Source organism: Neolewinella lacunae, from assembly GCF_014349155.1.
GTDB lineage: Bacteria > Bacteroidota > Bacteroidia > Chitinophagales > Saprospiraceae > Neolewinella > Neolewinella lacunae.
Map to the genome: position 1 here is coordinate 41,479 of NZ_JACSIT010000037.1, position 25,433 is coordinate 66,911.

Annotated in this window: 21 protein-coding genes and 2 tRNA genes; 19 read left to right on the top strand and 4 right to left on the bottom strand. The window is 57.9% G+C overall.

Features of this window, described 5'->3' with window-relative positions; all coding sequences use genetic code 11:
• Positions 1-195: 195 nt before the first annotated feature.
• Positions 196-885, bottom strand: coding sequence for a DUF2490 domain-containing protein (locus tag H9S92_RS01070; RefSeq protein WP_187464880.1), 690 nt, complete (start codon positions 883-885; stop codon positions 196-198).
• A gap of 114 nt (positions 886-999) precedes the next feature.
• Positions 1,000-1,761 carry a carbonic anhydrase gene (locus H9S92_RS01075; RefSeq protein ID WP_222935925.1) on the bottom strand — a complete coding sequence of 254 codons (762 nt, stop codon included), beginning with the start codon at positions 1,759-1,761 and terminating at the stop codon, positions 1,000-1,002.
• A 308-nt stretch (positions 1,762-2,069) separates the two neighbouring features.
• Here H9S92_RS01075 and H9S92_RS01080 point away from each other — a divergent pair.
• The 8 genes from H9S92_RS01080 (at position 2,070) to H9S92_RS01115 (ending at position 11,167) form a co-directional block, all read left to right on the top strand.
• Positions 2,070-2,140, top strand: a tRNA-Cys gene (locus tag H9S92_RS01080).
• Positions 2,141-2,388: 248 nt separating this feature from the next.
• The gene (locus tag H9S92_RS01085) at positions 2,389-3,774 is read left to right on the top strand and encodes a dihydrolipoamide acetyltransferase family protein (RefSeq protein WP_187464881.1); all 1,386 of its coding nucleotides are present in this window, start codon (positions 2,389-2,391) and stop codon (positions 3,772-3,774) included.
• Positions 3,775-3,928: 154 nt separating this feature from the next.
• Positions 3,929-5,185, top strand: coding sequence for a tetratricopeptide repeat protein (locus tag H9S92_RS01090; protein ID WP_187464882.1), 1,257 nt, complete (start codon positions 3,929-3,931; stop codon positions 5,183-5,185).
• A 136-nt stretch (positions 5,186-5,321) separates the two neighbouring features.
• Positions 5,322-5,798 (top strand): DUF4199 domain-containing protein, encoded by a 477-nt coding sequence (locus H9S92_RS01095; RefSeq protein WP_187464883.1) that lies wholly within the window; start codon positions 5,322-5,324, stop codon positions 5,796-5,798.
• 188 nt (positions 5,799-5,986) lie between these two features.
• Positions 5,987-6,544 carry a class I SAM-dependent methyltransferase gene (locus H9S92_RS01100; RefSeq protein WP_187464884.1) on the top strand — a complete coding sequence of 186 codons (558 nt, stop codon included), beginning with the start codon at positions 5,987-5,989 and terminating at the stop codon, positions 6,542-6,544.
• 103 nt (positions 6,545-6,647) lie between these two features.
• Positions 6,648-9,500: a TolB family protein gene (locus H9S92_RS01105; protein ID WP_187464885.1), complete on the top strand. Its 2,853-nt coding sequence runs from the start codon at positions 6,648-6,650 to the stop codon at positions 9,498-9,500.
• A 483-nt stretch (positions 9,501-9,983) separates the two neighbouring features.
• Positions 9,984-10,484 (top strand): asparaginase domain-containing protein, encoded by a 501-nt coding sequence (locus tag H9S92_RS01110; protein ID WP_222935926.1) that lies wholly within the window; start codon positions 9,984-9,986, stop codon positions 10,482-10,484.
• 89 nt (positions 10,485-10,573) lie between these two features.
• Entirely contained in the window at positions 10,574-11,167 is a 594-nt protein-coding gene (locus H9S92_RS01115) for a 1-acyl-sn-glycerol-3-phosphate acyltransferase (protein ID WP_246463575.1), read from the top strand.
• 188 nt (positions 11,168-11,355) lie between these two features.
• Here the strand turns inward: H9S92_RS01115 and H9S92_RS01120 are convergent, their stop codons facing one another.
• Positions 11,356-12,027 (bottom strand): ribonuclease H1 domain-containing protein, encoded by a 672-nt coding sequence (locus H9S92_RS01120; protein ID WP_187464887.1) that lies wholly within the window; start codon positions 12,025-12,027, stop codon positions 11,356-11,358.
• 76 nt (positions 12,028-12,103) lie between these two features.
• On the opposite strand from H9S92_RS01120, the gene H9S92_RS01125 reads away from it, so the two are divergent.
• From H9S92_RS01125 to H9S92_RS01170, 10 genes are all read left to right on the top strand, one after another.
• Positions 12,104-12,934, top strand: a complete 831-nt coding sequence (locus H9S92_RS01125) for a TatD family hydrolase (RefSeq protein WP_187464888.1) — start codon at positions 12,104-12,106, stop codon at positions 12,932-12,934.
• Between the two features lie 252 nt (positions 12,935-13,186).
• Positions 13,187-13,276 (top strand) — tRNA-Ser (locus H9S92_RS01130).
• Positions 13,277-13,765: 489 nt separating this feature from the next.
• A complete protein-coding gene (locus H9S92_RS01135; protein ID WP_187464889.1) occupies positions 13,766-14,479 on the top strand; it encodes a MotA/TolQ/ExbB proton channel family protein in 714 nt (237 codons plus the stop codon).
• Between the two features lie 30 nt (positions 14,480-14,509).
• The gene (locus H9S92_RS01140; RefSeq protein ID WP_187464890.1) at positions 14,510-15,022 is read left to right on the top strand and encodes a hypothetical protein; all 513 of its coding nucleotides are present in this window, start codon (positions 14,510-14,512) and stop codon (positions 15,020-15,022) included.
• 20 nt (positions 15,023-15,042) lie between these two features.
• Positions 15,043-15,600 carry an ExbD/TolR family protein gene (locus H9S92_RS01145; protein ID WP_187464891.1) on the top strand — a complete coding sequence of 186 codons (558 nt, stop codon included), beginning with the start codon at positions 15,043-15,045 and terminating at the stop codon, positions 15,598-15,600.
• A 135-nt stretch (positions 15,601-15,735) separates the two neighbouring features.
• Entirely contained in the window at positions 15,736-16,212 is a 477-nt protein-coding gene (locus H9S92_RS01150) for an ExbD/TolR family protein (protein WP_187464892.1), read from the top strand.
• A 113-nt stretch (positions 16,213-16,325) separates the two neighbouring features.
• Positions 16,326-16,556, top strand: coding sequence for a hypothetical protein (locus H9S92_RS01155; RefSeq protein ID WP_187464893.1), 231 nt, complete (start codon positions 16,326-16,328; stop codon positions 16,554-16,556).
• A 152-nt stretch (positions 16,557-16,708) separates the two neighbouring features.
• On the top strand, positions 16,709-17,632 hold the full coding sequence (locus tag H9S92_RS01160; protein ID WP_187464894.1) for a T9SS type A sorting domain-containing protein: 924 nt from the start codon (positions 16,709-16,711) through the stop codon (positions 17,630-17,632).
• A gap of 267 nt (positions 17,633-17,899) precedes the next feature.
• Complete coding sequence (gene uvrA / locus H9S92_RS01165) at positions 17,900-20,875, top strand: excinuclease ABC subunit UvrA (RefSeq protein ID WP_187464895.1); 2,976 nt, start codon at positions 17,900-17,902, stop codon at positions 20,873-20,875.
• Positions 20,876-21,778: 903 nt separating this feature from the next.
• Positions 21,779-22,885, top strand: coding sequence for a Gfo/Idh/MocA family protein (locus tag H9S92_RS01170; protein WP_187464896.1), 1,107 nt, complete (start codon positions 21,779-21,781; stop codon positions 22,883-22,885).
• Positions 22,886-23,078: 193 nt separating this feature from the next.
• Here H9S92_RS01170 and H9S92_RS01175 read toward each other — a convergent pair whose 3' ends face one another.
• Positions 23,079-24,236, bottom strand: a complete 1,158-nt coding sequence (locus tag H9S92_RS01175) for a hydroxymethylglutaryl-CoA reductase (RefSeq protein WP_246463576.1) — start codon at positions 24,234-24,236, stop codon at positions 23,079-23,081.
• Positions 24,237-24,372: 136 nt separating this feature from the next.
• Here H9S92_RS01175 and H9S92_RS01180 point away from each other — a divergent pair, with 136 nt between their 5' ends.
• Positions 24,373-25,353: a sugar phosphate isomerase/epimerase family protein gene (locus tag H9S92_RS01180; RefSeq protein ID WP_187464897.1), complete on the top strand. Its 981-nt coding sequence runs from the start codon at positions 24,373-24,375 to the stop codon at positions 25,351-25,353.
• Positions 25,354-25,433 lie beyond the last annotated feature (80 nt).

The window sequence follows — 25,433 nt, forward strand, 5'->3', positions numbered from 1 at the left end:
TTCCAGAGGGTTAGATGGCAATGGTTTTGGTAGTTTGGTAGTGGGCATTGTCAACTACCGAACTACAAAACCACCGAACTGCCTTCTGAAAGCCGTTGAAGACCAGTGGGTGGTGATTGTTGCAAGGGCTCAACCTCACGTTTTTTTTAGGCACTGTACACAAAACAATGCCGCTGTGCCCCGCTCCTCCCGCCCTCAGAAAGTGTGGTGGGCGCTGAACTGGGTTTGCCATTTGCTCCAGGTGGCGGTGGTCTGGTTCATGGCGCCGAGTTGTACCCGCAACTTCCTGCCCAACCCGTAGCCCAACCCGAGGTAGGTGCGGTTGCGGTCAAAAGTAGCAACGCGGTTGCCATTGCCCACGTCTTGCTGTCCGTTGATGAACAACTCGTTGTACAGGGCCAGGTAGGCCGTTTTGTGGCCCAATTCCCGGGCGTTCAGGGGGACGTTGAGGAAGAGGTTGTAGCGGTAACGCGTACGGAAATCCTGGCCTTCCACCCAGCGCTGTTCGTAGCGGAAGCGATGGGTCAGCAGAAAGCGGCCCCCTACCTTGTGGGGCAGGAGTGCTTCCTGGTAAATGCGGTTTTCGTGACTGCTTTCGCTGCTTTCGCCCGGCACTCCTGAGGTGATGGTGGCGTAGCCGAGGGTAAAAAGTACGTCGGCGTCTTTGGGCCGGTACGTCAGGCCGTTGCGGATCAGGATTTGCTCGAGGTCGGTCCCGAAATTCCAGTACCGAAACTGGAAATCGCCCTGGATGCCGAAGGGTCCATTGCCGAAGCGGGCGTTGTAAAAATACATGTACCAGGCCCCGAGCTGGTCTTCATCAACGGCTTGTGCGCTGAGGGGGAGGCCAGCCAGCAATAGACAGAAAAGCAGAGAATATCGCATAAGATTAAGCTAAGAATTTTGGGTACCCAGGCCCGCGCTGGAACGGGTTTTTTCGTGGCTCCACCGGTTGGGGGAGCGGGTCTTCCAGCGCGGGTACAGGGCCCAAGTTCGGGTTTACTTGTTGAAGGCGGGCAAGCTTTCAATCGTTTCTTCCAGGAAACTGACCAGACCCGTTTCCAGGTTGTAGACGGCACCTACGATCAAGACTTCGCCGGATGCGAAGCGGCGGCTGAGGACGGGTTCGAGGTCACGGAGTTCATTGACTTGCTCAATGACGTTTTGGCGGATGGCGAGGTCTGTCTGCTCCTTTTCCCCGCTGGCGTGCGCCTTGGCGTAAAGGGAGGCAGGCTTGATGGCGTTGATGAGGGTAACCACGTGGCCGGGAGGGTTCTCGGGTAAAGACATGGCGGCCTTGACGGCTCCGCAGGATTGGTGGCCCAGTACGACGATCAAGCGGGTGTTGAGCACCACCGTAGCGTATTCGATGGTGCCGTAGGAAGCCTCGGCCATCACCTGGCCGGCGGTACGGGTGATGAAAAGGTCTCCCACTCCCTGGTCGAAGATGATCTCGTTGGGTACCCGGCTGTCTGCACAGCCAATGATGGTGGCGAAAGGTTTTTGCCCCAGCGATCCATTTTTAAGATCGGCATCCGATTGCCGGGGCTTGATGCTTCTGTTGTCCACGAAGCGGCGGTTGCCGTAGATCAGTTTCTTGAGGCCATAGTAGGGGTTCTTGTAGGCACTGTCGCGGTCGGCGAAGTACTGCCCGTCTTCCAGCTCGAGGAGCCGGTCGACTACCGCTGCTTGTTGGGAGTGCAGGGCCAGCGGGCCGAGCAGCAAAAAGAACAGTAGTGAGAAAAAAGAAATTGAGTTCATGGTCGGTTGTTTAGTGAGATAGCAAAACTTTCAATTTTGAAAGTGTGTTTAATAAATTTGATAGCTTAACTATCGTATTTACGATGAGGTGACAATTTTTGGTTTTCAGCCCAGGGTACGCGACGGGAAGAATTGGGGAGCCAGGCAGGCCCCTCCCAACCCATCCCCAAAAAGTAAAGGAGGCAGGAAATGTGGAATTCCGGTAGCCGGAAGTAGTGGAGCAGCCCACCCCAAAAACGGGCCGCAATAAAAAGATGGCCCAAAGTTTGGCGCTACCATGGTCTCGGACCTACTTTTGCATCCCCGATGGTTGGGTGGCCGAGTGGCTAGGCACAGGTCTGCAAAACCTGCTACGGCGGTTCGAATCCGCTCTCAACCTCAGAAGAAACCCGCAATCGACTGGCCAACAGTTGTTTGCGGGTTTTCTTTTTTGGTTTAGCCTCCGGCGGGAGTGCTCGTCGACTACGCACTTGGTAACTCGTTAGCTTCAGCGGCCGGAGCAGACTTTGGGGGCCGGGTGGTGGATTCGGCCGGGATTCTACGCCATGCGCGGCAAAAGCCTTAATTTTGCCAAAGTCCTGTAACCAAGCCAGCGGATTAACCAACCGCACCAAAGAACCAACGCACATGGCCTTAGTCGAGCTGATCATGCCCAAGATGGGTGAATCCATCATCGAAGCCACCATCCTCAACTGGGTGAAGCAAGTGGGCGATACCGTCGAAGTAGACGATACCATCCTGGAAATTGCTACGGATAAGGTGGACAGCGAAGTCCCCTCGCCCGTAGACGGCACCATTGCCAAAATCCTCCACGGCCCGGATAGTACGGTGGCCGTAGGGGAAGTCATCGCCCTGATCGAAACGGAGGCTGGCGCGGCGGTGGCCGCCAGTCCCGCGACGGGTGAGGCCGTTTCCGACAGCAACGCGAACGGCAAAGAGAAGCCGGTGCCGGCCACGCCTTCCCCTGCTGCTCCCCCCGTGGGGGATGGGGGGCGTCCTTCCCCTGCACCTGCGTCCAGCGCCCCAATGACCGCCGAAGCCACCGGCCCGGTAAAAACCCACAGCGAAGGCCGCTTTTACAGCCCGCTGGTCCGTACCATCGCCGCCCAGGAAGGTATTGCCCAGGCCGAGCTCGACCGCATCCCCGGCAGCGGCCTGGACGGACGGGTCAACAAGGCCGATATGCTGGCCTACCTGCAACGGCGGGACAACGGCTTCCTCCACGGCACCGCCCCCGAAACCGCCGCCGCCGCCAGCCCTGCACCGGCAGCTGCCCCGGCCCCGGCCCGGAAGAGCAGCGGCGAAAACGAGATCATCGAAATGGACCGCATGCGCAAGCTCATCGCCCACCACATGGTGGAGAGCAAGCGCACCAGCCCCCACGTCACCAGCTTTATTGAGGTAGACGTAACCGACATCGTGCAGTGGCGCGAGCGGGTCAAAGACGACTTCCAGCGCAAGCACGGCGAAAAAATCACTTTCACCCCCATCTTCCTGGAGGCGGTGGCCCGCGCAATCCGCGATTTTCCCATGATCAACGTCTCCGTAGAGGGCGATACCATCGTTAAAAAGGCCGGCATCAACCTCGGCATGGCCGCAGCCTTGCCCAATGGCAACCTGATTGTGCCGGTGATCAAAAATGCCGACCAACTCAACCTCCTGGGCCTCACCAAGGCGGTCAACGACCTGGCCGGCCGCGCGCGGGAAAACAAACTCAAGCCCACTGAGATCCAGGACGGTACCTTCACCCTCACCAACGTCGGTACCTTCGGCAACGTCATGGGCACCCCCATCATCAACCAGCCCCAGGTAGCCATCCTGGCCGTAGGGGCCATCCGCAAAAAGCCAGCCGTGGTAGAAACCGAATACGGCGACCTCATCGCCGTGCGCCAACTGATGTTCATGAGCCTGAGCTACGACCACCGGGTGGTAGACGGGTTCCTCGGCGGCTCCTTCCTCCGCCGCGTGGGCGACTACCTGGAAGCTTTTGACAAAGGACGGAAGGATGTTTGATGTCAGATGTCAGATGTGTGATGTCAGGCGTCAGATGTCAGGTGTTTAATGTCAGGTACTTGCTGCCATTTTTCATTCGCTCATTACCTACGCTGCTGCCTACGGCGGTCACGCGTTCGCTCATTCACGCATTCGCTCATACACCCATCCGCTCATGCGCTTTCTCCTCCTCTTCCTCCTGCTTCCCTGCTGCCTGCTGGCCCAGCGCAAAGAGCGTCTGGAGCGGGCGGAGCGGGAATTTGCCGCCGGGGAATACGCTGCGGCCATCCGCACCCTGCAAGGAACCAAAGGCCTGACGGAGACGGACACGGACGCGGGGCTGTTGCTGGCTGTGAGCCAGTTTCACGCCAATGATCTGTTGGCAGCGGAGCAGGGTTTGCTGGCCATCGTGGAGCGGGAGCGGGATAACTTTCCGCTGGCCTGGTTTTACCTCGGCCGGATTTACCACGCCCAGCACCAGTTTCCCCGCGCGGCGGTGGAGTACAAACGCTACCTGCGCAGCCTGACGGGCGACGGGCCGGAGCGGCGCACGGTCATCAATCTGCTGCGCAATACCGACAACGGCATTCGCGCCGGCTTCGTCAGCGACCAGATGGTGGCCGAGAACATGGGCAACCGCATCAATACGGAGAACGATGAATTTGGGCCGGTGCCCAGCCCAACGGGTAGCGGACGGCTGTACTTCAGTCTGCTGCGGCGCGACCTGGCCAGCGGGCAGGTGCAGAGCGACATGGTGGTCTCGCTGGCCGATCCGGCGGGGTGGGGCCCTCCCGCGCCCGTCAATCCCCTCCTGAACACCGCCGCCCAGGAGACCCTGCTGGATTTTAGTCCCGATGGCCAAAAGCTCTACTACTACCGGGGGCAGGATGCCACGGACGGGCGCTTTTTGCTCGATACCTTTACCACTGGCGGCAACCAGCAATTGGTGACCATTGCTCCGGACGCCCCCCTTTCGGCGGCGCTGGGGGATGCCACGCCTTATTTCGGGGCGGAAGATGCCATCTATTTTTCCAGTCGCCGCCCCGGAGGCTTCGGCGGACTCGACCTCTACCGCATGCCCCGCCTGCCCGGTGGTGGCTACGGACCGGCCCTCAACCTGGGGCCCAACGTGAACGGACCTTACGACGAGATTTGTCCCTTTGTGGCGGCTGACGGGCGTACCGTCTACTTCAGTACCAACGACCCCACCTACAGCGTGGGCGGTTTTGACGTGGTCTACACCTACCGCGTTGAAGGCGTCGATAACCGCTTCACCCTGCCCACTAACGCGGGCTTGCCCCTGAACTCCGCCGGCGACGATACCCACTTCCGCGTCGCGCCAGATCATTTCACCGGCTTCCTGGCCAGCGACCGCAAAGACGGCTTCGGGAAACGAGACCTATATATAGTGTACTTTGTAGCTCCCCGCTGATTGTTTTGATTTGAAATTTTTTGCGCAAAATTGTTGCAAAAAATCTGCGACCGCCCTAATTTGCCAGGGCGTTGGTAAACTGTGCGCATACTATTCACCCGGCGGCCAAGGCTGGATCGCCACCAAACCTTTTGTTATGCAACAGTACCGGATTGAAATCAAATGGGGCCTTATTTTCGTTGCCATGAGCCTGCTTTGGATGCTGGGCGAGCGCCTGGTAGGGCTTCACGATGAGTTGCTTGAACACCATGCGGTGTGGACCAACCTGATTGCCGTGCCCGCCATCATCCTCTACGTGCTGGCCCTCAAAGACAAGCGCGAGAACTTTTACGGTGGTAAAATGAGCTGGGGGCAGGGCTTTAAGGCGGGGATGATCGTCACGGCCGTAGTCGCCATCCTCAGCCCGCTCACGCAGTTGATTACCAGTAAAATCATCACACCGCACTATTTTGATAATGTCATTGCTTACTCTGTAGCGCAAGGATTGTCCACCCAGGCGGATGCGGAGGCTTTTTTCAATCTTGGCAATTACATTGTGATGGGCTTCATCGGTGCCATTGTCATGGGGGCCGTCACCAGTGCCATCGTGGCGATTTTTGCGAAGCGCGGCTAGTGGGCCTTCAGCAGTACCGAATGCTCTCGGGCGGGAAAAATGGGCGCGGCCGCAGGTGCAGGCGCTGATCCAATGAGCAAGGGAGGGAACCCCAGGGTTGCGTGGCGCGTACTACCTTTGGCGGATTCACCGAGGGGTTGCTCCGGTGGCAACCGTGTCTCGTTTCAAAACCGCCGCTGCCTTGCCTTATGTCGACCATTTCTTTTTTGCTTGAGGGATTGCGCAACCTCCGTACTACGGGTACGATTACGCGCAGCAGCCCGGCCCTGTGTAAAGCGGCCATTGCGGGTATTGACTTTTACCGGGCCCGCGTCATTGTGGAGCTGGGGGCGGGCGATGGGGTGATTACGCGGCACATCCTCAAGCGCCTGCATCCCGAGGGGAAGGTTATTGCCTTTGAGGTGAGTCCGGACCTGTGTGCTGACCTGCGCGCGTTGGGTGACGACCGGCTGGTGGTGGCTGAAGACAGTGCCGAGAACATCCGCCACTGGCTCGATAAGATCGGGGCGGAGCAGGCGGATCACGTGGTATCGGCTATTCCCTTTGCGGCCTTGCCCGAGGCGTTGGGGCGGCAGATTGTTACCGCCGCCCGCGATAACCTCCGGGAAGGGGGGTGTTACAACCAGGTGCACTACAGCCTTAAGACCAAGCGCTACTACGAAGAGGCGTTCGGGCCGGTAGCCACCCGCCGGGTTTGGGGCAACCTGCCACCCGCCTGGGTGCTGTACTGCTGCAAGCGGAAGTAAAGTCCCCTCCGAAGGCGACAGCCTGAACCATTTTCTCCGGTTATATTTGGGCTCCGCATCCGCCCGGGCTACGGCTGGGGTGGGTGAGGATAAAAAATGGCTCATGCGTCTCCTTACCTTGCTCCTTGTTCTGTGCTACGGCACCTGCGTCCGCGCCCAAATTGGGCTCCACCCGCCTTCGGTAGACTGGCAGCAGATCGAAACGGACCAAGGGCGCATCATCTTTCCCAAGGGCTACGAGGCCCGTGCCCAACGGGTGGCTACGCTGGTGGAGTTGCTCAATACCCAACACGCGGGGACCATCGGCGAGCAGCACTATCCCTTCGATCTGGTGTTGCAGACGCCGAACCTGACGATCAACGGCTACGTCGGGCTGGCCCCCTTCCGTTCGGAGTTTTTTGTGAGTCCTCCCCAACAGCAAAATCTCCTGAGTACGACCGACTGGGTGGATCTGCTGACGATTCACGAGTTCCGGCACGTCCAGCAAAACAGCAACGAACGCCGGGGGATCACCCGCCTTTTCTCCTTCCTGCAGGGGCAGTACGGCTGGGCGGTGCTTTCCAGCCTGGCCACGCCCAACTGGTTCAGCGAAGGCGATGCGGTGATTTTTGAGACGGCCCTGACGAGCGCCGGCCGGGGGCGCACGCCCGCCTTCAGCGCCGAACTGCGCAGCCTGCTGGCCGCCGGTACGGACTACTCCTACGCCAAGGCCCGCAACGGGAGTTTTGCGGATCTCGTCCCTGACCACTACCGCTATGGCTACGCGATGCTGACCTTCGCCCGCGAGCGTTACGGCAACGACGTCTGGAAATCCGTCGTGCAAGACGGGGCGGCCTACAAAAGCCTGCTTTACCCCTTCAGCCGGGCCCTGGAAAAGAAGACGGGCTACACCACCAAAACGCTCTACCGCGCAACGCTGGCCGCGCTTCAGGAGGCCCAGGACAGTGCCCTGGCCGCCCGCCCTCCCCTCGTGGAAGGCGAAGCCATCGGGTACCCCAGCCGGGAAGTGGTCAGCTACCGCTTTCCGCAGGTGAGCGACGACGGCAGCCTGCTGGCCCTGCGCAGCGGCTTTCAGGTTACCCCCGAGCTGGTCAGGGTAGACCCCACGGGACAACAAAAAGACCAGGTCCTCACCAGCGTAGGCATCCAGCGGGAGCCGTACTTCGACGTGCGCGGGAACCTGGCCGTATGGATGGAGGCCCGGCAGGACCCCCGGTACACCAATCTTGATTACAGCGACATCGTCCTCTACGAACTCGGCAGCGGCCGCAAGCGCAAACTCACGGAACGGGGCAAGTTCGTTTCCCCCTCCCTGAGTTTCGACCGTCGCCGGATCGTTGCCGTCAGCACCGACCCCCTCCGGGGCAACCCGGAACTGGTGGTACTGGATACGCAGTCGGGAGCAGCAATCCGCCGCTACCCCTCTGCCGCGGCCAACGTTATTTTCCCCCGCTTTTCTCCCGACGGAGAGACGATTTACTTCCTGGAGCAATCTTTTGCGGGCATTGCGCTGCTGGCCCTGAACGTGGAAAGCGGCGAGACGCGCGTCGTCCGGCCCCGCTCGACGGAAAACGTCGACTTACTGCGGGTGGCGCCGAACGGGACGCTGACCTTCAGCAGTGGTCGGGACGGCGTAGACAACGTCTACCAACTCGACCCGGCAACGGGGGAGGTGCGCCAACTCACCAACGTGGCCATTGGGGCCCAGATGCCCTACCTGAGCGGGGGCGGAGACCTATACTATACGGAGCCGGGGCCGCGGGGCATGCGGCTGCACCGTTTGGCGGTAGGCGGAGCAGAAAAAGGGGGTGGCTTGCTGCCGGGGTTGCCCGGCGGAATGTTGCCCGCCGGCCCTTCCTTCTTCGAGCGGCCAGCGGCCTACGCCGATGAGGCCGTTGACCTTTCGGCGGGGGTGGAAGCCAAGACCTTCCCGACGCGGAACTTCCCGGACCACCTGGGAGGCATCAAGCTCCACAGTTGGTCGTACAACGGCAGCTACGTGGTACCGGGCCTCACCATCGAAGCGACGAACGCTTTGGAAACGGTCGCGCTTTCCCTGGAGGGCTTGTACAACATCAACGAAGACCGTTATTCCGGCATCGCGCGGGTGAGTTACGGCGGGCTTTACCCCGTACTGAACCTCAGCGGGCAGTTTCGGGACCGCAACTTCCTGACCCTGGACCCCGCCCCCGATACTTTTCTGGTGCGGCGGCGGGAGCTGCAGCAGTTGTCTTTTTCCGCCGGAGCGGAAGTGCCCTGGCAGTGGGTGGCGGGGGATTACCTGACGAGCCTTACCCCGGCCGTAGCCTACACGCACTACGCGCTGCGGAACGCCGAGGGTGGGGGAGCGGCCGGGAATTTCGGGGGAGTAACCCTGGCAGTGGGCTTCAGCAGCTTTCGGCGGATGGCCTCGCAGCAGGTGCAGTCGCGCCTCGGCATTGGTTTGAGTGTGCTCTACGACCGGGCGCTGGGGGACGAAAATGCGGGGCAGCGCCTCTTGCTGCGTTCGGCACTGAACCTGCCCGGACTGTGGCGCACCCACGGGCTGCGGATTGAACTGGACTACCAACGGGAGCCCGCGCAAAACCCGTACCAGTTCCCCGACGTATTCCGCTACAGCCGGGGTTACGCCGCGCCGGTCAACGACGGCGTTTACCGCCTGGGCATCAACTATCAGCTGCCGCTGCTGTACCCGGAAATTGGCCTGGCGGGCATCACTTACTTCAAACGGATACGGCTCAACGCCTTCTACGACCGCAGTACCTTCGTCATTGACCAGTACGACTTCACCGGCAGCGAAAACTCCGTTGGCGGGCAGTTGCTTTTTGACAATACCTGGCTGAATACGCAGGACATTACGATTGGGGCAGAGTTCGCCTACCGCCTCAACCAGGACCTCTTCTCCAGCGACCGAAACGACTTCCAATTTCGATTTTTGCTGGGCGGAAGTTTTTAGTGTAGGATTGCGGACAATTTCCTATCTTTGGGCTGTTATGTGGTCTTCCTCCACTTTTTGATCGAAACTTGAGCATATTCCGGGGCGGCACATTGGCCAAACCTTGAAGCTATCTACCTACCTGATTTCGCAAAATCCCCTTCCGCCCCGTGCGAAAGGGAGAAAACCCTGTATGTATTCCCGAGTGGGTACCGGGGCATAAAGATCTTAAATCGGTTTTTGGGATAGCCTCTCTCCCGCGTTTCGGGAGAGGGGTTTTTTTCTGGGGTTCCGTCGCCAATCCCGCAGGGTTTCGGGGGGCCACAGAGGCCTGGGTAGCGGTAAGAACCGGCCGGGTGGGTGCACCGGCCCCGTCGCCGCCGGCGCTACGGGCGTCGGAGTCCGGCAGGGCCACAAATCCCTCCTATGTACCCAGTTGGCTGTCTTACCTTTGTGGCCAGACCGGGCAAGCCGCTGCGGTCCTTTGGCCATAAACTTCTCGCCTTGATCCAGATTTTCGTCACCGGGGGCACTTTCGATAAAGAGTACAACTTCGTTACCGGGCAACTGTACTTTCAGGACTCCAACCTGCCGGAGATGCTGGAGCGGGGCCGGTGTACCCTGGACGTGAACGTACGGACCCTGATGATGGTCGATAGCCTGGAGATTACGGACCTGGACCGGGAGAACATCGCCCACAACTGCCGGGGCACTGGCACCAAACAGATCCTGATCACCCACGGCACGGATACCATGGTAAAAACCGCCGAGTACCTGGCCAAGGCCGACATCCGGGGCAAGACCATTGTTTTGACCGGGGCGATGATTCCCTACGCCTTCGGTTCGTCTTCCGATGGGTTTTTCAACCTGGGCAGTGCCCTGGCCTTTGTGCAGGCCCTGCCGGCGGGGGTCTACATCGCCATGAACGGTCGCTATTTCACCTGGGACGGGGTGCAGAAGAACCGAAGCACGGGATACTTTGAGGCCGTTTCGCCGGAACAGTAGTTGCCCCCATATCGCCTGGGCTCATTACCTTGGTGCCTGGCGGCCCTTGCTTCCTACGCCTTTTCACCATCCTCTTATAATTGTACACCATGTTACCAGCCTGGTTTGGTCGGTTGATGCTTCGCCTGAATGGCATGCGAATTGTGGATCACAACGTGGGCAAGTGGCCTGAGAAGTACGTGCTGCCGGTGGCTCCGCATACTTCCAACCGCGACTTCTTCTACGGCGTCTATTCCCGGATGGTGATCCGCGAGTACGTCAATTTTGTGGGGAAGTCTTCCTTGTTCCGCGGCCCACTGGGGCTCGTGCTCCGTTGGATGGGTGGGGTGCCGGTGGAGCGGGAGAAGCGGACGAACTTTGTAGACAGCGTAGTGGCCCTGTTCCGGCAACGGGATGAGTTCAGGCTTTGCATTGCCGTGGAGGGGACCCGCAAAAAAGTGGATCATTTCAAAACGGGCTTTTACTTCATTGCGCTCAAGGCGGGCGTCCCGCTGCTGCCCTGCAAGTTCGACTTTGCCAATGGCATCATTGAGTTCGCGCCGCCGTACTATCCCACTGGAGACATCCGGGTGGACTTCGATTTTCTCTACCGCTATTTCGACGGGGTCCAGGGGCTGGTGCCGGAAAACAGTTTTACCTACGATCCGGCGGTGCTGGATTTACTGCCTGAGGTGCGGCAATAAAGTAGTCCTCTTTTGGGGCGCGGCCGCAGGCGATAGTCCCGGAGGATTTCGGGATGCAAGGATAGGTGAAGGAGCGGGGGGAATCCCGGCTGAGGGTGTCCCCACCCAAACCGTGGACATTCGGGTGGGGACACCCCCAACCAGACCTTACTGCGCAACGGAGGGGAGGCAAATCCGACCCCGACGCTTTACTTTCTACCGAAGTCGGCGGGAATTTCCCCCCATGCTTCGGTGTTCCATTTGTAGACGGGGTTGGTAATGCGGTTGTTTTTCAGCCACTCCTCGGCGCGGTCGATGTAGGTGTAGAGCTCCTCGGTCTTGGGGGAGCGGGCCAGGGTGGTTTTGCATTTGCCTTTCTTCACCCAGCCGATGGCGATCTGGGAGTCGCTGTAGATCGGTAAGTCTTCCATTCCCTGGCTCTTGAGGAAAGCAAAGGCGTGGACGAGGGCCAGGAACTCCCCGATGTTGTTCGTTCCGAGTTTGAAGGCGCGGTGAAAGAGTTGTTTTTGGCCGGCGGTGGTGACGCCCTGGTATTCCATGGCCCCGGGGTTGCCGGAGCAGGCTGCGTCAACACTGATGCTGCGGCTGAGGATGGTGGGGGTAGAGGGGGCATTGGAGCGGCGGGGAGAACCAGACGAAGACCGGGGTTTGGTGGCGGAGCCGGCATTGGCCACTACGGCCTGGTCGAGGTAGTGCTGAAAGCCCTTAGCGTAGGCTGCTTCGGCCTGTTTCCGTTCGGGGAATGACTTATACTTCGCACCTTTGTACCCATCCACCTGTTGTTTGGCCGTGGCCCAGTCGGCGTAAACCCCCGGCACGTGGCCCAGCCAAATGACGTAAAATTTCTTCTGTTTTGCCATGGAGCGAAGGTAAGCCACACATTTTTTTCGTGGCTTAACCGTCAAAAACTCCGGGGAAGGCATTATTCGTTGCAGCATGTACATTGATACGCATACCCACTTATACAGCCGCAAGTTTGCCGAAGACCGGGCGGAAATGATGGACCGGGTCCGGGCAGCGGGCGTCGCTTTGGCACTGCTCCCCGCCGTAGACCGCAGCAGCCACGCGGCCATGCTGCAGTTGGAACAGGACTACGCTACCCAGACCCTGGCGATGATTGGCCTGCACCCCGTGAGCGTCAAAGAAGACGTTGACGAGGAACTGGCGGTGGTAAAAGCCTACCTGGACCAGCGCCCCTGGGTAGCCATTGGAGAGATTGGGATGGACCTGTACTGGGATAAGAGCTTCCGCAAGCAACAGGAAGCGGCTTTTCTTACCCAGTGCCAGTGGGCCCTGGACTACGACCTGCCCATCTGCATCCACGCCCGGGAGGCGATCGATGAACTGCTGGAATTGATCACGACCGTCGGCGACGACCGGCTGCGGGGCGTTTTTCACTGCTTTACGGGAAACCTGGCACAGGCGCGGCGGGCCATTGACCTGGGCTTCTACCTCGGCATCGGCGGCGTAGTGACGTTTAAAAACGGGGGGCTGGAGCCCGTGCTGCGGGAAATGCCCCGCGAGCGCATCCTGCTGGAAACCGACGCGCCCTACCTGGCCCCCGTCCCCTACCGCGGCAAACGCAACGAAACGGCTTACCTTCCCCTGGTCGCGGAAAAGATTGCCGAGCTCTGGGAAACTTCACCCGCGGCAGTTGGCCGACAAACCTGCTACAACGCGTGGCAACTCTTTGAACTTGACCACTTTGTGCAAGCAGATTACCCCTGGGCGGCCCTCGGGCCACCCGTACGGGAAAGCTTAATGTGAGGCTTTGCCGATAAAAATTTTGTTTTGTTGATCGTTTTTACAATTTTTGCGCCTATCCTGGGCTAAAGCGTCAACGGACGACAAAGTTTCCAGTAAATTGCAGCGCTTTTTGAGGGCAGGTACGCACCCCGGTTCGCACCCCCCAAAGCATTGCTCGCCGAATCGGCCGTCAACTTACTCCCGTAAGCTGAACCGACTTAAGATCCGGCACCTCCGCAGATAATGGTCTGCGGAGACCCATTGACAAATTAAGGAGAGGTGCTCGAGTGGTTGAAGAGGTACGCCTGGAAAGCGTATATACGGGTGACCGTATCGAGGGTTCGAATCCCTTCCTCTCCGCCAGATCCATCCCCACTGGAACGCCAAGGGAAGGCAAGGTTGGTTTTCAGACCGTCCGCTGGTTCGAACCTGAGCCCTGGGCGATCACGGTGTTTCACCGTCATCCCTTCCTCTCCGCCAGCAAAACAAGAGTAGATCCCTTCCCTTGGGTCAGCACCACCTAGGAGAGCACTACTTTCCCTGGGGCGACCTAAGTAGGGTAGGGAACTACCCTGAGGTGGTTCAAACGAAGATCCACCCTGTTCTTTCTCTTCTTTCTCCCGGGCCAAGGCCGGATTTAGGTAGGGAGATGACAAAAAATTGACCCGGAAGGAGCAAGTAAAGAAGTTCTTTATATCTTGCTGCTCTTCCGGAGTGTTTGGGGAGCTACTCCTTTGACAACCTGGAAAAATCGTAACGACGATTATCCTCAAAATAACATTCTTTCGGGCAACTCCGCCCGGATGGGATTTTTCTTCACGCACAAACTATTCGTTAAATCCAATTTCGGCTATGCGACATCTATTCAAGACGCTGGCGGCCCTCACGCTGGTAGCATTTTCCACTGCTGACCTCGCGGCACAGGATTCTTCAGGAGGCTTCCAAATTCTCAAGAAGTACTTCATCGATGGAGACTGGCGCTTCATGGCCGTAGTACTCATCTGTCTTATTCTTGGCCTTGCTTTCTGTATTGAGCGCATCATTACGCTCAACCTGGCTTCCACTAATACCGACAAGCTGCTCTCCCGCATCGGCGAGCGCCTGGAGGAAGGGGACGTAGAAGGCGCCAAGGAAGTAGCCAAATCTACCGCTGGCCCTACCGCCAGTGTACTTTACGAAGGACTCCGCCACAGCAGCGAAGGTCCCGATGCAGTAGAAAAGGCCATTGTTTCTTACGGTTCCGTACAAATGGGACTTCTGGAGCGCGGCCTCGTTTGGATTTCGCTCTTTATCGCCATTGCCCCGATGCTCGGGTTCATGGGTACGGTAATCGGGATGATCCAGGCCTTCAACAAAATCGAAACCGTTGGTGACCTTAGCCCCGCAGTTGTTGCCGGTGGTATTAAGGTAGCACTTCTTACGACGGTATTCGGTCTGGTGGTGGCCATTGTACTGCAGATCCTTTACAACTACATCGTAAACAAGATTGACGGCATCGTCAACCGCATGGAAGACGCTTCCATTGCCCTGGTCGATACCATGGCGACCAACAAGGTATTCAAGTAACCCGGCACTCACGTTTAAATCCAATCATTCATGTACGCATTTTTGAACAAGTACGGCCAGGCCCTGGCTTTCGGGATTGGAGTTCTGGTTACCCTGATTTTCCTTCTTGGCATCTTTACCGCTCCCGCAGCGGAAATGGAAGCAACCAGTCTGGACGGTTCCCCACCCGAAAAGTACGTTACGACGGCCTTCGACTTTGGGATCATGATCTCCGTGATCCTCACGGTGCTGGCCTTCATCGTTGCCGGAATTTTCGGTGCCGCCCAGTTTGCCTCTAACCCGAAGGGTGCACTGAAGGGCTTGCTCGGACTGGCTGCGCTGGTCGTCATCGCCCTCATTGCCTACTCTACGGTAAATGGAGACATCGCTCAGGAATCCCCCGAAATCATCAACTCCATCAACAAATTCAAAACCGACCAGGAAACGGATTTTGGTAGTGGAACGCTGAAATTCGTTAGTGGCTCTATCCTTACTTCCCTCGTGCTGATCGGTTTGGCGGTACTTACCCTGGTAGGTTTCGGCGTCCGCAGCATCTTTAAGTAACCGTAAAACGTTTCCCGACCATGGCAAAGACCAAAACGAGAGACCGGATGAACAATGAGATCAACGCAGGGTCGATGGCCGACATCGCCTTCCTGCTGCTGATCTTCTTCCTGGTCACCACTACCATCGCTGAAGACAAAGGTATCCTCGTAAGGCTCCCACCTTGGTCCGACGAAGAGCCCGACATCACCAAGCTCAAAACGCGCAACGTGTACTCCGTACTCGTCAACGCCCAGAATGAGTTGCTCGTTCGGGAAAACCCCATGCGCCTGGCCGAACTGCGCGCCAATGCCAAGGAGTTCATCTCCAACCCGAACAACGCCCCTGACATGTCGGAATCTCCCCGCAACGCCATCATTTCGTTGAAGAACGACCGGGGTACGAACTACGAAACGTACCTCGCCGTCTACAACGAACTGAAAGGGGCTTACGAAGAACTGTGGGATGAGCTTTCCCAGCGTCGCTACGGAGAGCCTTACTCTGAAGACATGGAATTTGCCAAGCGCAAAGCCATTAAGGAAGAGATTCCCATGGTACTCTCCGAGGCAGAGCCCACCAACTTCGGTGAAGAGCAATAAGGCAAAAGCGGGCCGGTCTTTTGTTTAACCAAAGGACCGGCCCAATTTTTTCTTAGCACTCCCCCCACCAACCCCGCCGGAAACGGCATCTTACGAACGCTCAGTTGTTCTAACCCACTTTAAGCTAAAAGCACAATGGCCAAGTTCACGAAAAAACGTGGTAAGGCCAGCCCGGCGGTATCTACTGCCTCGCTGCCCGACATCATCTTCATGCTTCTCTTCTTCTTCATGATGGTAACCGTTCTACGGGACTCCGACCTGAAGCTGCAAGTGAATACCCCGGAAGCTACCCAGCTGACGAAGCTGGAGGAGAAATCCCTGGTAAACTACATCTACATTGGCCGGCCCACCAAGCAGTACCAGGCGGTGTACGGTACCTCTCCCCGCATCCAGCTGGGAGACAAAATCTCCACCGTAGATGATATTCCGCTGTTTCTCGAGCAGCACAAGGTGAAACTCCCCGACAACAAGCGGGACCGCATCACCTCTTCCCTGCGGGTAGACGGTGAGGTGACCATGGGCATCGTTCAGGACGTCAAGACCAAGCTGCGCAAAAGCAACCAGTTGAAGATCAACTACTCCGCTGGCAAACGCGCCCAGGCGCTGGAGTAAAGTACCCGCCCTTCGCTGGTATCCCCTCGCAAAGCCACAAGCATCAACCGCTTGTGGCTTTGCTCGTTTTAAGGCTTACCCATCCATAAGCCACTTCCTTATAAATCTTATCCATGGAACCGCCGTCCGATCCCGCCGCCCGCCAGCCGGGAGTGATTCTTTTCTACCTGGCGGAAAAAGGCCAGGGCTATTTGCGCCTGGTCGGCACGGCGGAAGAGTTTTTCTTCACCGCCCGCCAATTGCAGTGCCCCAGCGTACATAAGGGCGACTTGGTGACCTTCATCCCCCGCGAGGGCCGCAATGGTTATTTTGCGGATGCTATCATGGCGGCGGGTTTAGCGTAAAGTGGGCGCGGCCGCAGGTGCTCCCCCCCAACCCCCCGAAGGGGGGAGTTCGTTGGCCCCCCAACCCCCAAAGGGGGAGCAGCGAGGGAAGTCTGATTGCCTTAAAAATACACCAAAATAAGCGGCGGACCTCGCTCCAAAACAAGCACACCATGAATTTAAGGCTTCAGCTCAGTACGCTTCTACTACTCCTTGCTACTGCCACAGTATTCGGTCAGGATTCCTTTGGGCCGGGTTCGCGCTGGGTGTATGATCACTACGGCGGGTTTTACGAAGGGATAAACATTGTTGAATTTGAGGGATTGACTAAGGTGGGAGAACTTGAATTCAATAAGTTCAAGATTTCGCAAACCATCACCAGGTTTAACGAAGACACCATACGTAGGGAACGGCCCCCAATTTACTTTAAAAATCAGGACAATTTGATCCTGGTTTCGTTTGACGGAATGGTGGCGGATACTTTGTTTGACTTCAATGCTGGCCCAGGAGACAACTGGTTACTCAGCTATCCCAATACAGACGTAACGATCAGGCTGGAAGTGTTGGATACCTTCAGGCATTATTTAAATGAATTGGAGGTTGCTGCGCAAATATTGTCCTACGAGTATTCTGACAGGGGAACAATTATAGATACAGTCATGAATTATATTGGGAATACCTTGGGGTATATTGATCCATTTGAGTTGGTATTCAGTGATGTTGAGACGGTGGAAGGAGGACCTCCGCGGTGCCTATACCACCCTGCGATAGGGCTCAAAGAATTCAACGATTATCTTATTTTTGGATATAGATACGACTGTGAAAATATTCTGACCTCTACTCGTGGGATTGGCGATGTACATCTCGACCCGGTGGATGTTACGGCTTTTACCGCCGGAGGAGTATTGCGGGTAACGTGCGAAAACTGCGTAAACAGGCAATACCGGGTTTTTGATGTGACGGGGAGAATGGTGAAAAGCGGTTCGTTGGCTAGGGGAACAACGGAGCTAGGCTTGCAGGGTGCCACAAGTGGACTGTACTTCCTCCACATTGAGGGCCACCGAGCGCATAAATTTATCCACCACGCCAATTACTGATTGGCGTGGGAAATGAGACCGTGGAAAAGGAGGGCGTTTTTTCCGGCGGATTTCTCTTACGAGGGCATTCACAGTATCGCAGCGAGCAAGAAGGGAAACCTGTGTCGTCCCCGGCGGGCTAAACCCAAAGGAGTTCGAGGCAGGGTGGAGAAAAATTCCCACAAACCTGTGTTAACGCAAGAAATTGCCAACAAAAAAGCGAAAAACAATCTTATCTTTGTTCCGTTGGGATAGCGCCCTGCGGCGTCCCCGCCCGAAAAGAATGTTATGCCCCGCGTTAAAACCACTGCTTCTTCCAAGACTTCCCCTGCATCCCGAAATGCTCCGGGACTATCGCCTGCGGCCGCGCCCAAAAAAGCAGCGGTGGCTACTGAACTGGCCCACGCGGAGCGCTTCCTGACCGTCATCGGGGCCAAGGAGCACAACCTGAAGGGCATCGATGTGGAGCTACCCCGCAACCAGTTGGTCGTCATCACCGGCCTGAGCGGCAGTGGGAAATCGAGCCTCGCCTTTGACACCATCTACGCCGAAGGGCAGCGGCGCTACATGGAGACCTTCAGCAGCTACGCCCGGCAGTTTATGGGGACGATGGAGCGGCCGGACGTGGAACAGATTACGGGCCTGAGCCCCGTCATTTCCATCGAGCAAAAAACGACCAACCGCAGCCCCCGCTCTACGGTGGGCACCGTCACGGAAATCTACGACTTTCTCCGCCTCCTCTTTGCCCGCGCGGCCACGGCCTATAGCTACGCCAGCGGCGAAAAGATGCTCCGCTACACCGAAGAGCAGATGAAGGAGCAGATTGCCGAACAGTACGACGGCAAAAAGATCGTCGTGCTCGCCCCGCTCGTCCGGGGGCGCAAGGGCCACTACCGCGAACTCTTCGAGCAGGTGCGCAAGCAAGGCTACACCAAGGTGCGGATCGACGGAGAAATCCAGGACCTCGTGGAGGGCATGCAGATCAGCCGCTACCAGGTGCACGACATTGAGCTCGTCATTGACCGCATCCGCATGGGCCCGGACCGCCGCGATCGCCTCAGCCAAAGCCTCCAGACCGCCCTGAAAATGGGCGATGGATTGCTCTTCGTGCAAGACACCGACAGCGGCCACACTGCCCCCTTCTCCAAAAACCTGATGGACGCCGAAAACGGCATCAGCTACGAAGAACCCAACCCCAATACCTTCAGCTTCAACTCGCCCTACGGCTACTGCCCCACCTGCCGCGGACTGGGGCAACTGAACAGCCCGGACATCGATAAGATCATCCCCGACCGTACCTTGAGCATTAACCAGGGCGGAGTGCTGCCGTTGGGGGAAAGCCGCGACAACACCACCTTCAAACAGGTGAAGGAAATCGCCAAAAAGTACAAGTTCAAGCTCACCGACCCCATCAAGTCGCTGCCCGCCGAAGGCCTCAACGTGATCCTGTACGGCGAGAAAAAAAGCGGCCGGCAAAAGAAGAGCGAATACGACAAAATGGCCCACGACATGGTGTGGGACGTGGCCCAGAACGGCCTGGTCAACATGATCTCCCGCTGGTACGAAGAGACGACGAGTGAGCGCATCCGCACCTGGGCCGAGGAATTCATGACCGTGGACACCTGCCCCGAGTGTGAGGGAGACCGCCTGCGCCGCGAAGCGCGCAACTTTAAGGTGAAAGACAAAACCATCAGCGACCTGGCCCGCATGGACCTGGACGAACTCGGCCAGTGGATGGAAACGGCCGAAGAGGGGATGGACGAGCGGACCAAGCTCATTGCTACCGACATCCTCAAGGAAATCCGCTTCCGCCTCCGCTTTTTGCTGCACGTGGGCCTGGGCTACCTCAGCCTCGACCGGCCCGGCCGCAGCCTCTCCGGTGGCGAAGCCCAGCGCATTCGCCTCGCTACCCAGATCGGGAGCCAGCTGACGGGCATCACCTACATCCTCGACGAGCCCAGCATCGGGCTGCACCAGCGCGACAACCAGCGCCTCATCCAGGCCCTGCGTGACCTGACGGACATCGGCAACACCGTCTTGGTCGTCGAACACGACCGAGACATCATGATGGCCAGCGACTACCTGCTCGACCTCGGTCCCGGCGCAGGCATCAAAGGCGGGCAGGTGGTGACGGCAGGCCCACCGAAAGAGTTTTTGCTGAAGAAAAATGCCGGTAGCATCACCAGCGATTACCTGGCTGGCCGCAAGGAAATTGCCGTCCCCACCAAGCGGCGCAAAGGCAACGGGCAGTTCCTGGAACTCAAAGGGGCCAGCGGCAACAACCTCAAAAACGTCTCGATAAAAATCCCCCTCGGCACCTTCACCTGCATCACGGGCGTGAGTGGATCGGGGAAATCCACCCTCATCAACGAGACGCTGTACCCCATCCTGCGCCAGCACTTTTACAACAGCGTCAAAAAGCCGATGGACCACCAGTCGGTCTCCGGCCTGGAGCACCTCGATAAGGTCATCGACATTGATCAATCCCCGATCGGGCGGACGCCGCGGTCGAACCCGGCCACTTACACGGGGGTGTTTACGGACATCCGCAGCCTGTTTACGGAACTGCCGGAAGCCAAAATCCGGGGCTACAAACCGGGGCGCTTCAGCTTCAACGTAAAGGGTGGCCGCTGCGAGACTTGCAAGGGGAGCGGCATGCGGACCATCGAGATGAACTTCTTGCCCGATGTGGAGGTGGAGTGCGAAACCTGCCTGGGGCAGCGCTTCAACCGGGAGACGCTAGAGATTCTCTACAAGGGCAAGTCGATCAACGACGTGCTGAATATGTCGGTGGCCGAGGCTTCCGAATTTTTTACGGCCATCCCGAAGATTTCCCGGCGGCTGTCTACCCTCAACGACGTGGGCCTGGGCTACATCACCCTGGGGCAGCGGGCGACGACCCTCTCCGGCGGCGAAGCACAGCGGGTGAAACTGGCCGAAGAACTCAGCAAAAAGGCCACCGGGCAAACGGTGTACATCCTCGACGAGCCTACGACGGGCCTGCATTTCGAAGACATCCAGTACCTGCTGCGCGTCTTGCAGGGCCTGGTGGATAAGGGCAACACGGTCATCGTCATTGAGCACTCCATGGACGTCATCAAGGTAGCGGACTACCTCATCGACATCGGCCCCGAGGGCGGGCGCGGCGGCGGCAACGTGGTGGCCAAGGGTACACCCGAGCAGGTGGCGAAGGTGAAGGAGAGTTATACGGGGCAGTTTTTGGTGGGGGAGTTAAGCCCCCCGGCCCCCAAAGGGGGAGTTTAAGCCTCGTGGTTCGAAAGCAGCAGGCCATTAGGGCGCGGCCGCAGGTGTAAGGTTTTGTCTTCGGGCAAGGGGAGTCGTGGGACATTCCGCTTGCATTCCTTCTCCACAGGCATCGTCAGGCAAGCCAGGACTATTCCTGAGCGTGAATTTTTGGGTCAGAAGGAATTGTTTCGGCCGAATTTATGGCTAGGAGGGTGCAACGATTGGGCCAAAGGCGTAACTTGCTTGCCGTTCCTGGCATTTAGCCAATGACCATTATCGGCTCCAACCTGGTAGCTATTCGAACTGGCCACCTGATTCACGGGCTGAAGTGTCCGCTGGTGCTTGGCTGAGTTGGTGGAGGGGGGGCGAAGAAATAGTACAAAATTCATTAACAGATAAGTTAACCGTTCAACACCATAACATGGCTAAGAGGGATAAATCCGTATTATTGCTACCCCTTCTGCTTGGAGTAGTGGGCTTCATCGCTGGAATTGGTCTGCTGTTCACGGAGAGTTGGCTTATTGGAATCTTTGGTTCCATAGCGAGTGCTGGGGTGGCTTTTAAAGGTTACCAGAGTTATGTGGACTCGAAAAGCTGAATCTTATCCCTTCACGTAAGCAGCTTCGGATGCAGTTGAAAGTAGCTGCCCCGGGTGTACGGGGGGATTTGAGTCTAGTGGTCTGTCAAACTTAAATTTTCGGATAATCTGTAGCATCTTTTGCCGCCTGCCGTCATCAAAAAGCCTCAACAACGCTATGGCGTTGCCTGCGTTTTTTGATTTAGTCAGTCAACAAAATCTACTAGCACCTTACCCGAATTTTAAATGTTGACAGGCCACTAGTGGAGTAGGTGTGGAGTGGCGAAATCCCCGGAGCATGTCCGTTCATCAAAGGGGTTAAAACAAATCAAAAAGCGAAACGCATGCTCAAAAATAAAGTCATTTTAATCGTCTTATTCCAAATAATCTGCGCCACCGTGTACAGCCAAGCGGCCCCTGTAAGAATGGGCGTAGTGGGCCTGACCCACACGCACGTCCACTGGATATTCAACAGTGATTTCCACCCGGAATTTGACATCGTGGGCATTGTAGAGCCGAATAAAGACCTGGCCCAGCGGTATGCCGACCAGTACGCGTTCTCTATGGACCTGGTGTACAATACACTGGAAGAAATGATCGCCGCAAAACAGCCCACGGCGGTGACCGCATTTGGCACCATCTACGATCACTTGAAAATCGTGGAGGTCTGTGCGCCAGCCGGAATCCACGTAATGGTAGAAAAGCCATTGGCCGTAAGTTTGCAGCACGCCAAAAAAATGAAGCAGCTGGCGGATAAGCACGGGATTCATTTACTGACGAACTACGAGACCACCTGGTACCCCACCAACCACAAAGCTTTTGAACTGATCCAGCAGGATACTCTGATTGGCGATATTCGGAAAATAATCGTCAGAGATGGGCATCGGGGGCCCAAAAAAATAGGTGTTGATGATGAGTTTCTGGTATGGCTGACCGATCCGGTACTGAACGGCGGCGGGGCCATTACGGATTTCGGTTGCTACGGCGCTAATTTGCTGACCTGGATTATGGAGGGTAAAAAACCCAACAGCGTAACTGCGGTGACGGCCCAACAACAAGCCGCGAACAATCCCAAGGTTGATGACGAAGCCATCATCATTTTGACCTACGATAATGCAGTCGCCATCCTTCAGGCGTCCTGGAACTGGCCCATCGGGCGGAAGGACATGGAAATCTACGGACTAAAAGGAGCGATTTACGCAGACAATCGCCATGACCTGCGGGTGCGCATAGCCCGTGGCTACGATGAATTTACGGAGGAGCAAATGACGCTGGCCGAAAGGGAAAGCCCTTACCACGACCCCTTCGTGTATTTTGCGGCGGTCATCAATGGGACGGTGAGTGCAGATCCCTACGATTTATCTTCACTGGAAAATAATATGGTGGTCATGGAGATTTTGGATGCGGCAATTAAAAGCGCGAGGCTGAATAAGGCGGTGAAGTTGAAGTGAGGACGGTTGTCCGTCTGATCGATGGTCTGGTATCCTCGGCATGATGTAGCTTTTTTAGCGAAGGACAGCGTTTCCTTCGGCAAAACATTGCTCCTTGTCCTGACTCCCCCCTTCGGGGGGGTGGGGGGGAGCACCTGCGGCCGCGCCCAAAATGATGCACTGCACAGCAAAATTCCCACTGCGAGCTGGGGGGCTACTTCCGCCCCAATGCTTCGTGAGCAGAAGTGAAGTGCCCCTCGGCCAGCGCGGAGAGGATGGAGAGTTCGCCCGCCAGGCAGACGGCGGCGGTGATTTCGGCCAAGCGTCCGGCCTTGCCCGCTCCGAAGCAATCCATCAATTCGAGGCATTCCCGCTGGGTGGGCAGCCCGGTGCCGCCCCCGACGGTGCCGACGATCAAGTTGGGTAAGGTGGCGCAAGCGTAGAGGTCGCCGGAAGCAGTGATTTCGAGCCGGACGGTCCCAACGGCCGCCTCCGCCACGCAGGCGGCGTCCTGGCCACAGGCTATGAAGAGCGCCGCCAGGCCGTTGGCGAAGTGGGCCTGCACACCCATGGTGCCGGACTGTACGGACCCGTAAGTGGCCGCCAGGCTGAAATCGGCCAGGGCCCGGGGCGTCGTTTTCAGTACTGCCGCTACTACGTCGCGGGGGATGACGACTTCGACGGATACTTTTTTGCCGCGTACGCGCTGGTAGCTCAGCTGGCTTACCTTTTTATCGCCACCGGCGTTGGCTTCGATGTACCAGATTTCGATCTTTTCGGGCGATTCGGCCACGAAGAACTGGCAGAGGCGGTCGGTGCAGATCGTGACCATGTTCTGGCCTGCGGCGTCGCCCGTGGTAAATTCCACCAGCAGGGTGACGGCGTTGCCTTCCAGAAAGGGGATGATGTTTTGCAGTTGGGCGTAGCGGCTCGTTTGGGCGGTGATGGCTTCCAGTGTGGGGCGAACGCTGGCCACCCAAGCTACGAAGCGGGTGGCGGCGGCCAGGTCGGCGAGCCGGAAATAGGGGGCGCGCTGCACGCCTTCGGCCAGGATGCGGGCGGTGGCACCGCCGGCGTCGGTGATGGCTTTCATGCCGCGCGAGTAAGAAGCTACGAGCGCTCCTTCGGTAGTGGCCAGCGGCACGAGGTAATCCCCGTGGGCGTGCTGGCCGCGCATCCGCAGGGGGCCAGCCAGGCCGACGGGCACGGCGGCCATGCCCATGAAATTCTCGATGTTGCCGCGTAAATCCTCGGCCGTGGCGTGCGATCGTTCGCCGCGCAAGTGGGGGAGGGCGTGGCCCGCTGCCGCCAGCCGGGCCATCCGCTGGGCATACTGTTCTTCGAGGCTGTGCTCGGTGGACTTAAGGGACATAGCGGAAGGGGTTGATGAATCAGTAGGTGCGAAGGTAGTTGCCACAACTGCGGCACCCATCGTTATTGAACGCAGGAGATGGGGTGCATTCCACGAACTTTGCGTATCTACACCCTCCGAAACTAAACTTCGACCAATGCAAAGAAGGACTTTTTTGACTAAAACAACGCAGGCAGGCCTGGGGCTGGGGCTGCTGGGCAGCGTTGCCTACCTGGGCTGTGGCACCAGCGCTACGCAGGAAATGGACGGCACCACCGCCAGCTCGGCCGTGCCACCTGCGGCCGAAAGCCCCCTGTGGTTCGACATCAGCCTGGCGCAGTGGAGCCTCCACAAAACGCTTTTTGCGGGCAAAATGGATAACCTCGACTTCGCCGCTACCGCCCGCAACACCTTTGGCCTGGGAGGCATCGAGTACGTCAACCAATTTTTCAAGGACAAAGCCAAGAACCAGGATTACCTCAAGCAGATGGAGCAGCGGGCCAACGACCACGGCGTGAAATCCCTGATCATCATGGTAGACGGCGAAGGCAATCTGGGCGATTCCGACGCTAAGGCCCGCACCCTGGCCGTCGAAAACCACTACCAGTGGGTGGATGCCGCCAAATTCCTGGGTTGCCACAGCATCCGGGTCAACGCTGCCGGCAAAGGCAGCCGCGAAGAGGTGGCCAAAAACGCCACCGACGGCCTGGCCCGCCTGAGCGAATACGCGGGTAAAGCGGGACTGAACGTCATCGTAGAAAACCACGGCGGCTTCAGCTCCGATGGCAAGTGGCTGGCGGACGTCATCGCCGCCACCGGAATGAGCAACTGCGGTACGCTGCCCGACTTCGGCAATTTCTGCATGGAGCGGGGCCTGACGGGCTGCAAAGAGGAATACGACCGCTACCAGGGCGTGGCTGAACTGATGCCCTACGCCAAGGCCGTCTCGGCCAAGACCCACGATTTTGCGGCAGACGGTACGGAAACCCACACCGACTACCAGCGGATGCTCAAAATCGTCAAAGACGCGGGCTACCAGTCGTGGATCGGCGTCGAGTACGAAGGCAGTGAGCTCTCCGAAGAAGAAGGCATCCGGAAAAGCATCGCCCTGCTGCAAAGCGCCGGGCGGATGGTGTAAAGAGACCCTGAGGTGGGGGCGGGGCCGGCGAGGTTTCCTCCGGCGGCCTAGCCCCTGCACCTTGGTTGTGCGGCGAGATA

What these genes read in the sequence shown, in the direction of transcription:
- H9S92_RS01170 (WP_187464896.1), top strand. Translation starts at nt 21,779, where the DNA reads ATGCTCAAAAATAAAGTCATTTTAATCGTCTTATTCCAAATAATCTGC.
- H9S92_RS01140 (WP_187464890.1), top strand. Translation starts at nt 14,510, where the DNA reads ATGTACGCATTTTTGAACAAGTACGGCCAGGCCCTGGCTTTCGGGATT.
- H9S92_RS01175 (WP_246463576.1), bottom strand. Translation starts at nt 24,236, where the DNA reads ATGTCCCTTAAGTCCACCGAGCACAGCCTCGAAGAACAGTATGCCCAG.
- H9S92_RS01180 (WP_187464897.1), top strand. Translation starts at nt 24,373, where the DNA reads ATGCAAAGAAGGACTTTTTTGACTAAAACAACGCAGGCAGGCCTGGGG.
- H9S92_RS01085 (WP_187464881.1), top strand. Translation starts at nt 2,389, where the DNA reads ATGGCCTTAGTCGAGCTGATCATGCCCAAGATGGGTGAATCCATCATC.
- H9S92_RS01160 (WP_187464894.1), top strand. Translation starts at nt 16,709, where the DNA reads ATGAATTTAAGGCTTCAGCTCAGTACGCTTCTACTACTCCTTGCTACT.
- H9S92_RS01090 (WP_187464882.1), top strand. Translation starts at nt 3,929, where the DNA reads ATGCGCTTTCTCCTCCTCTTCCTCCTGCTTCCCTGCTGCCTGCTGGCC.
- H9S92_RS01135 (WP_187464889.1), top strand. Translation starts at nt 13,766, where the DNA reads ATGCGACATCTATTCAAGACGCTGGCGGCCCTCACGCTGGTAGCATTT.
- H9S92_RS01115 (WP_246463575.1), top strand. Translation starts at nt 10,574, where the DNA reads ATGTTACCAGCCTGGTTTGGTCGGTTGATGCTTCGCCTGAATGGCATG.
- H9S92_RS01120 (WP_187464887.1), bottom strand. Translation starts at nt 12,027, where the DNA reads ATGGCAAAACAGAAGAAATTTTACGTCATTTGGCTGGGCCACGTGCCG.
- H9S92_RS01155 (WP_187464893.1), top strand. Translation starts at nt 16,326, where the DNA reads ATGGAACCGCCGTCCGATCCCGCCGCCCGCCAGCCGGGAGTGATTCTT.
- H9S92_RS01150 (WP_187464892.1), top strand. Translation starts at nt 15,736, where the DNA reads ATGGCCAAGTTCACGAAAAAACGTGGTAAGGCCAGCCCGGCGGTATCT.
- H9S92_RS01095 (WP_187464883.1), top strand. Translation starts at nt 5,322, where the DNA reads ATGCAACAGTACCGGATTGAAATCAAATGGGGCCTTATTTTCGTTGCC.
- H9S92_RS01075 (WP_222935925.1), bottom strand. Translation starts at nt 1,761, where the DNA reads ATGAACTCAATTTCTTTTTTCTCACTACTGTTCTTTTTGCTGCTCGGC.
- H9S92_RS01105 (WP_187464885.1), top strand. Translation starts at nt 6,648, where the DNA reads ATGCGTCTCCTTACCTTGCTCCTTGTTCTGTGCTACGGCACCTGCGTC.
- uvrA (WP_187464895.1), top strand. Translation starts at nt 17,900, where the DNA reads ATGCCCCGCGTTAAAACCACTGCTTCTTCCAAGACTTCCCCTGCATCC.
- H9S92_RS01145 (WP_187464891.1), top strand. Translation starts at nt 15,043, where the DNA reads ATGGCAAAGACCAAAACGAGAGACCGGATGAACAATGAGATCAACGCA.
- H9S92_RS01070 (WP_187464880.1), bottom strand. Translation starts at nt 885, where the DNA reads ATGCGATATTCTCTGCTTTTCTGTCTATTGCTGGCTGGCCTCCCCCTC.
- H9S92_RS01125 (WP_187464888.1), top strand. Translation starts at nt 12,104, where the DNA reads ATGTACATTGATACGCATACCCACTTATACAGCCGCAAGTTTGCCGAA.
- H9S92_RS01100 (WP_187464884.1), top strand. Translation starts at nt 5,987, where the DNA reads ATGTCGACCATTTCTTTTTTGCTTGAGGGATTGCGCAACCTCCGTACT.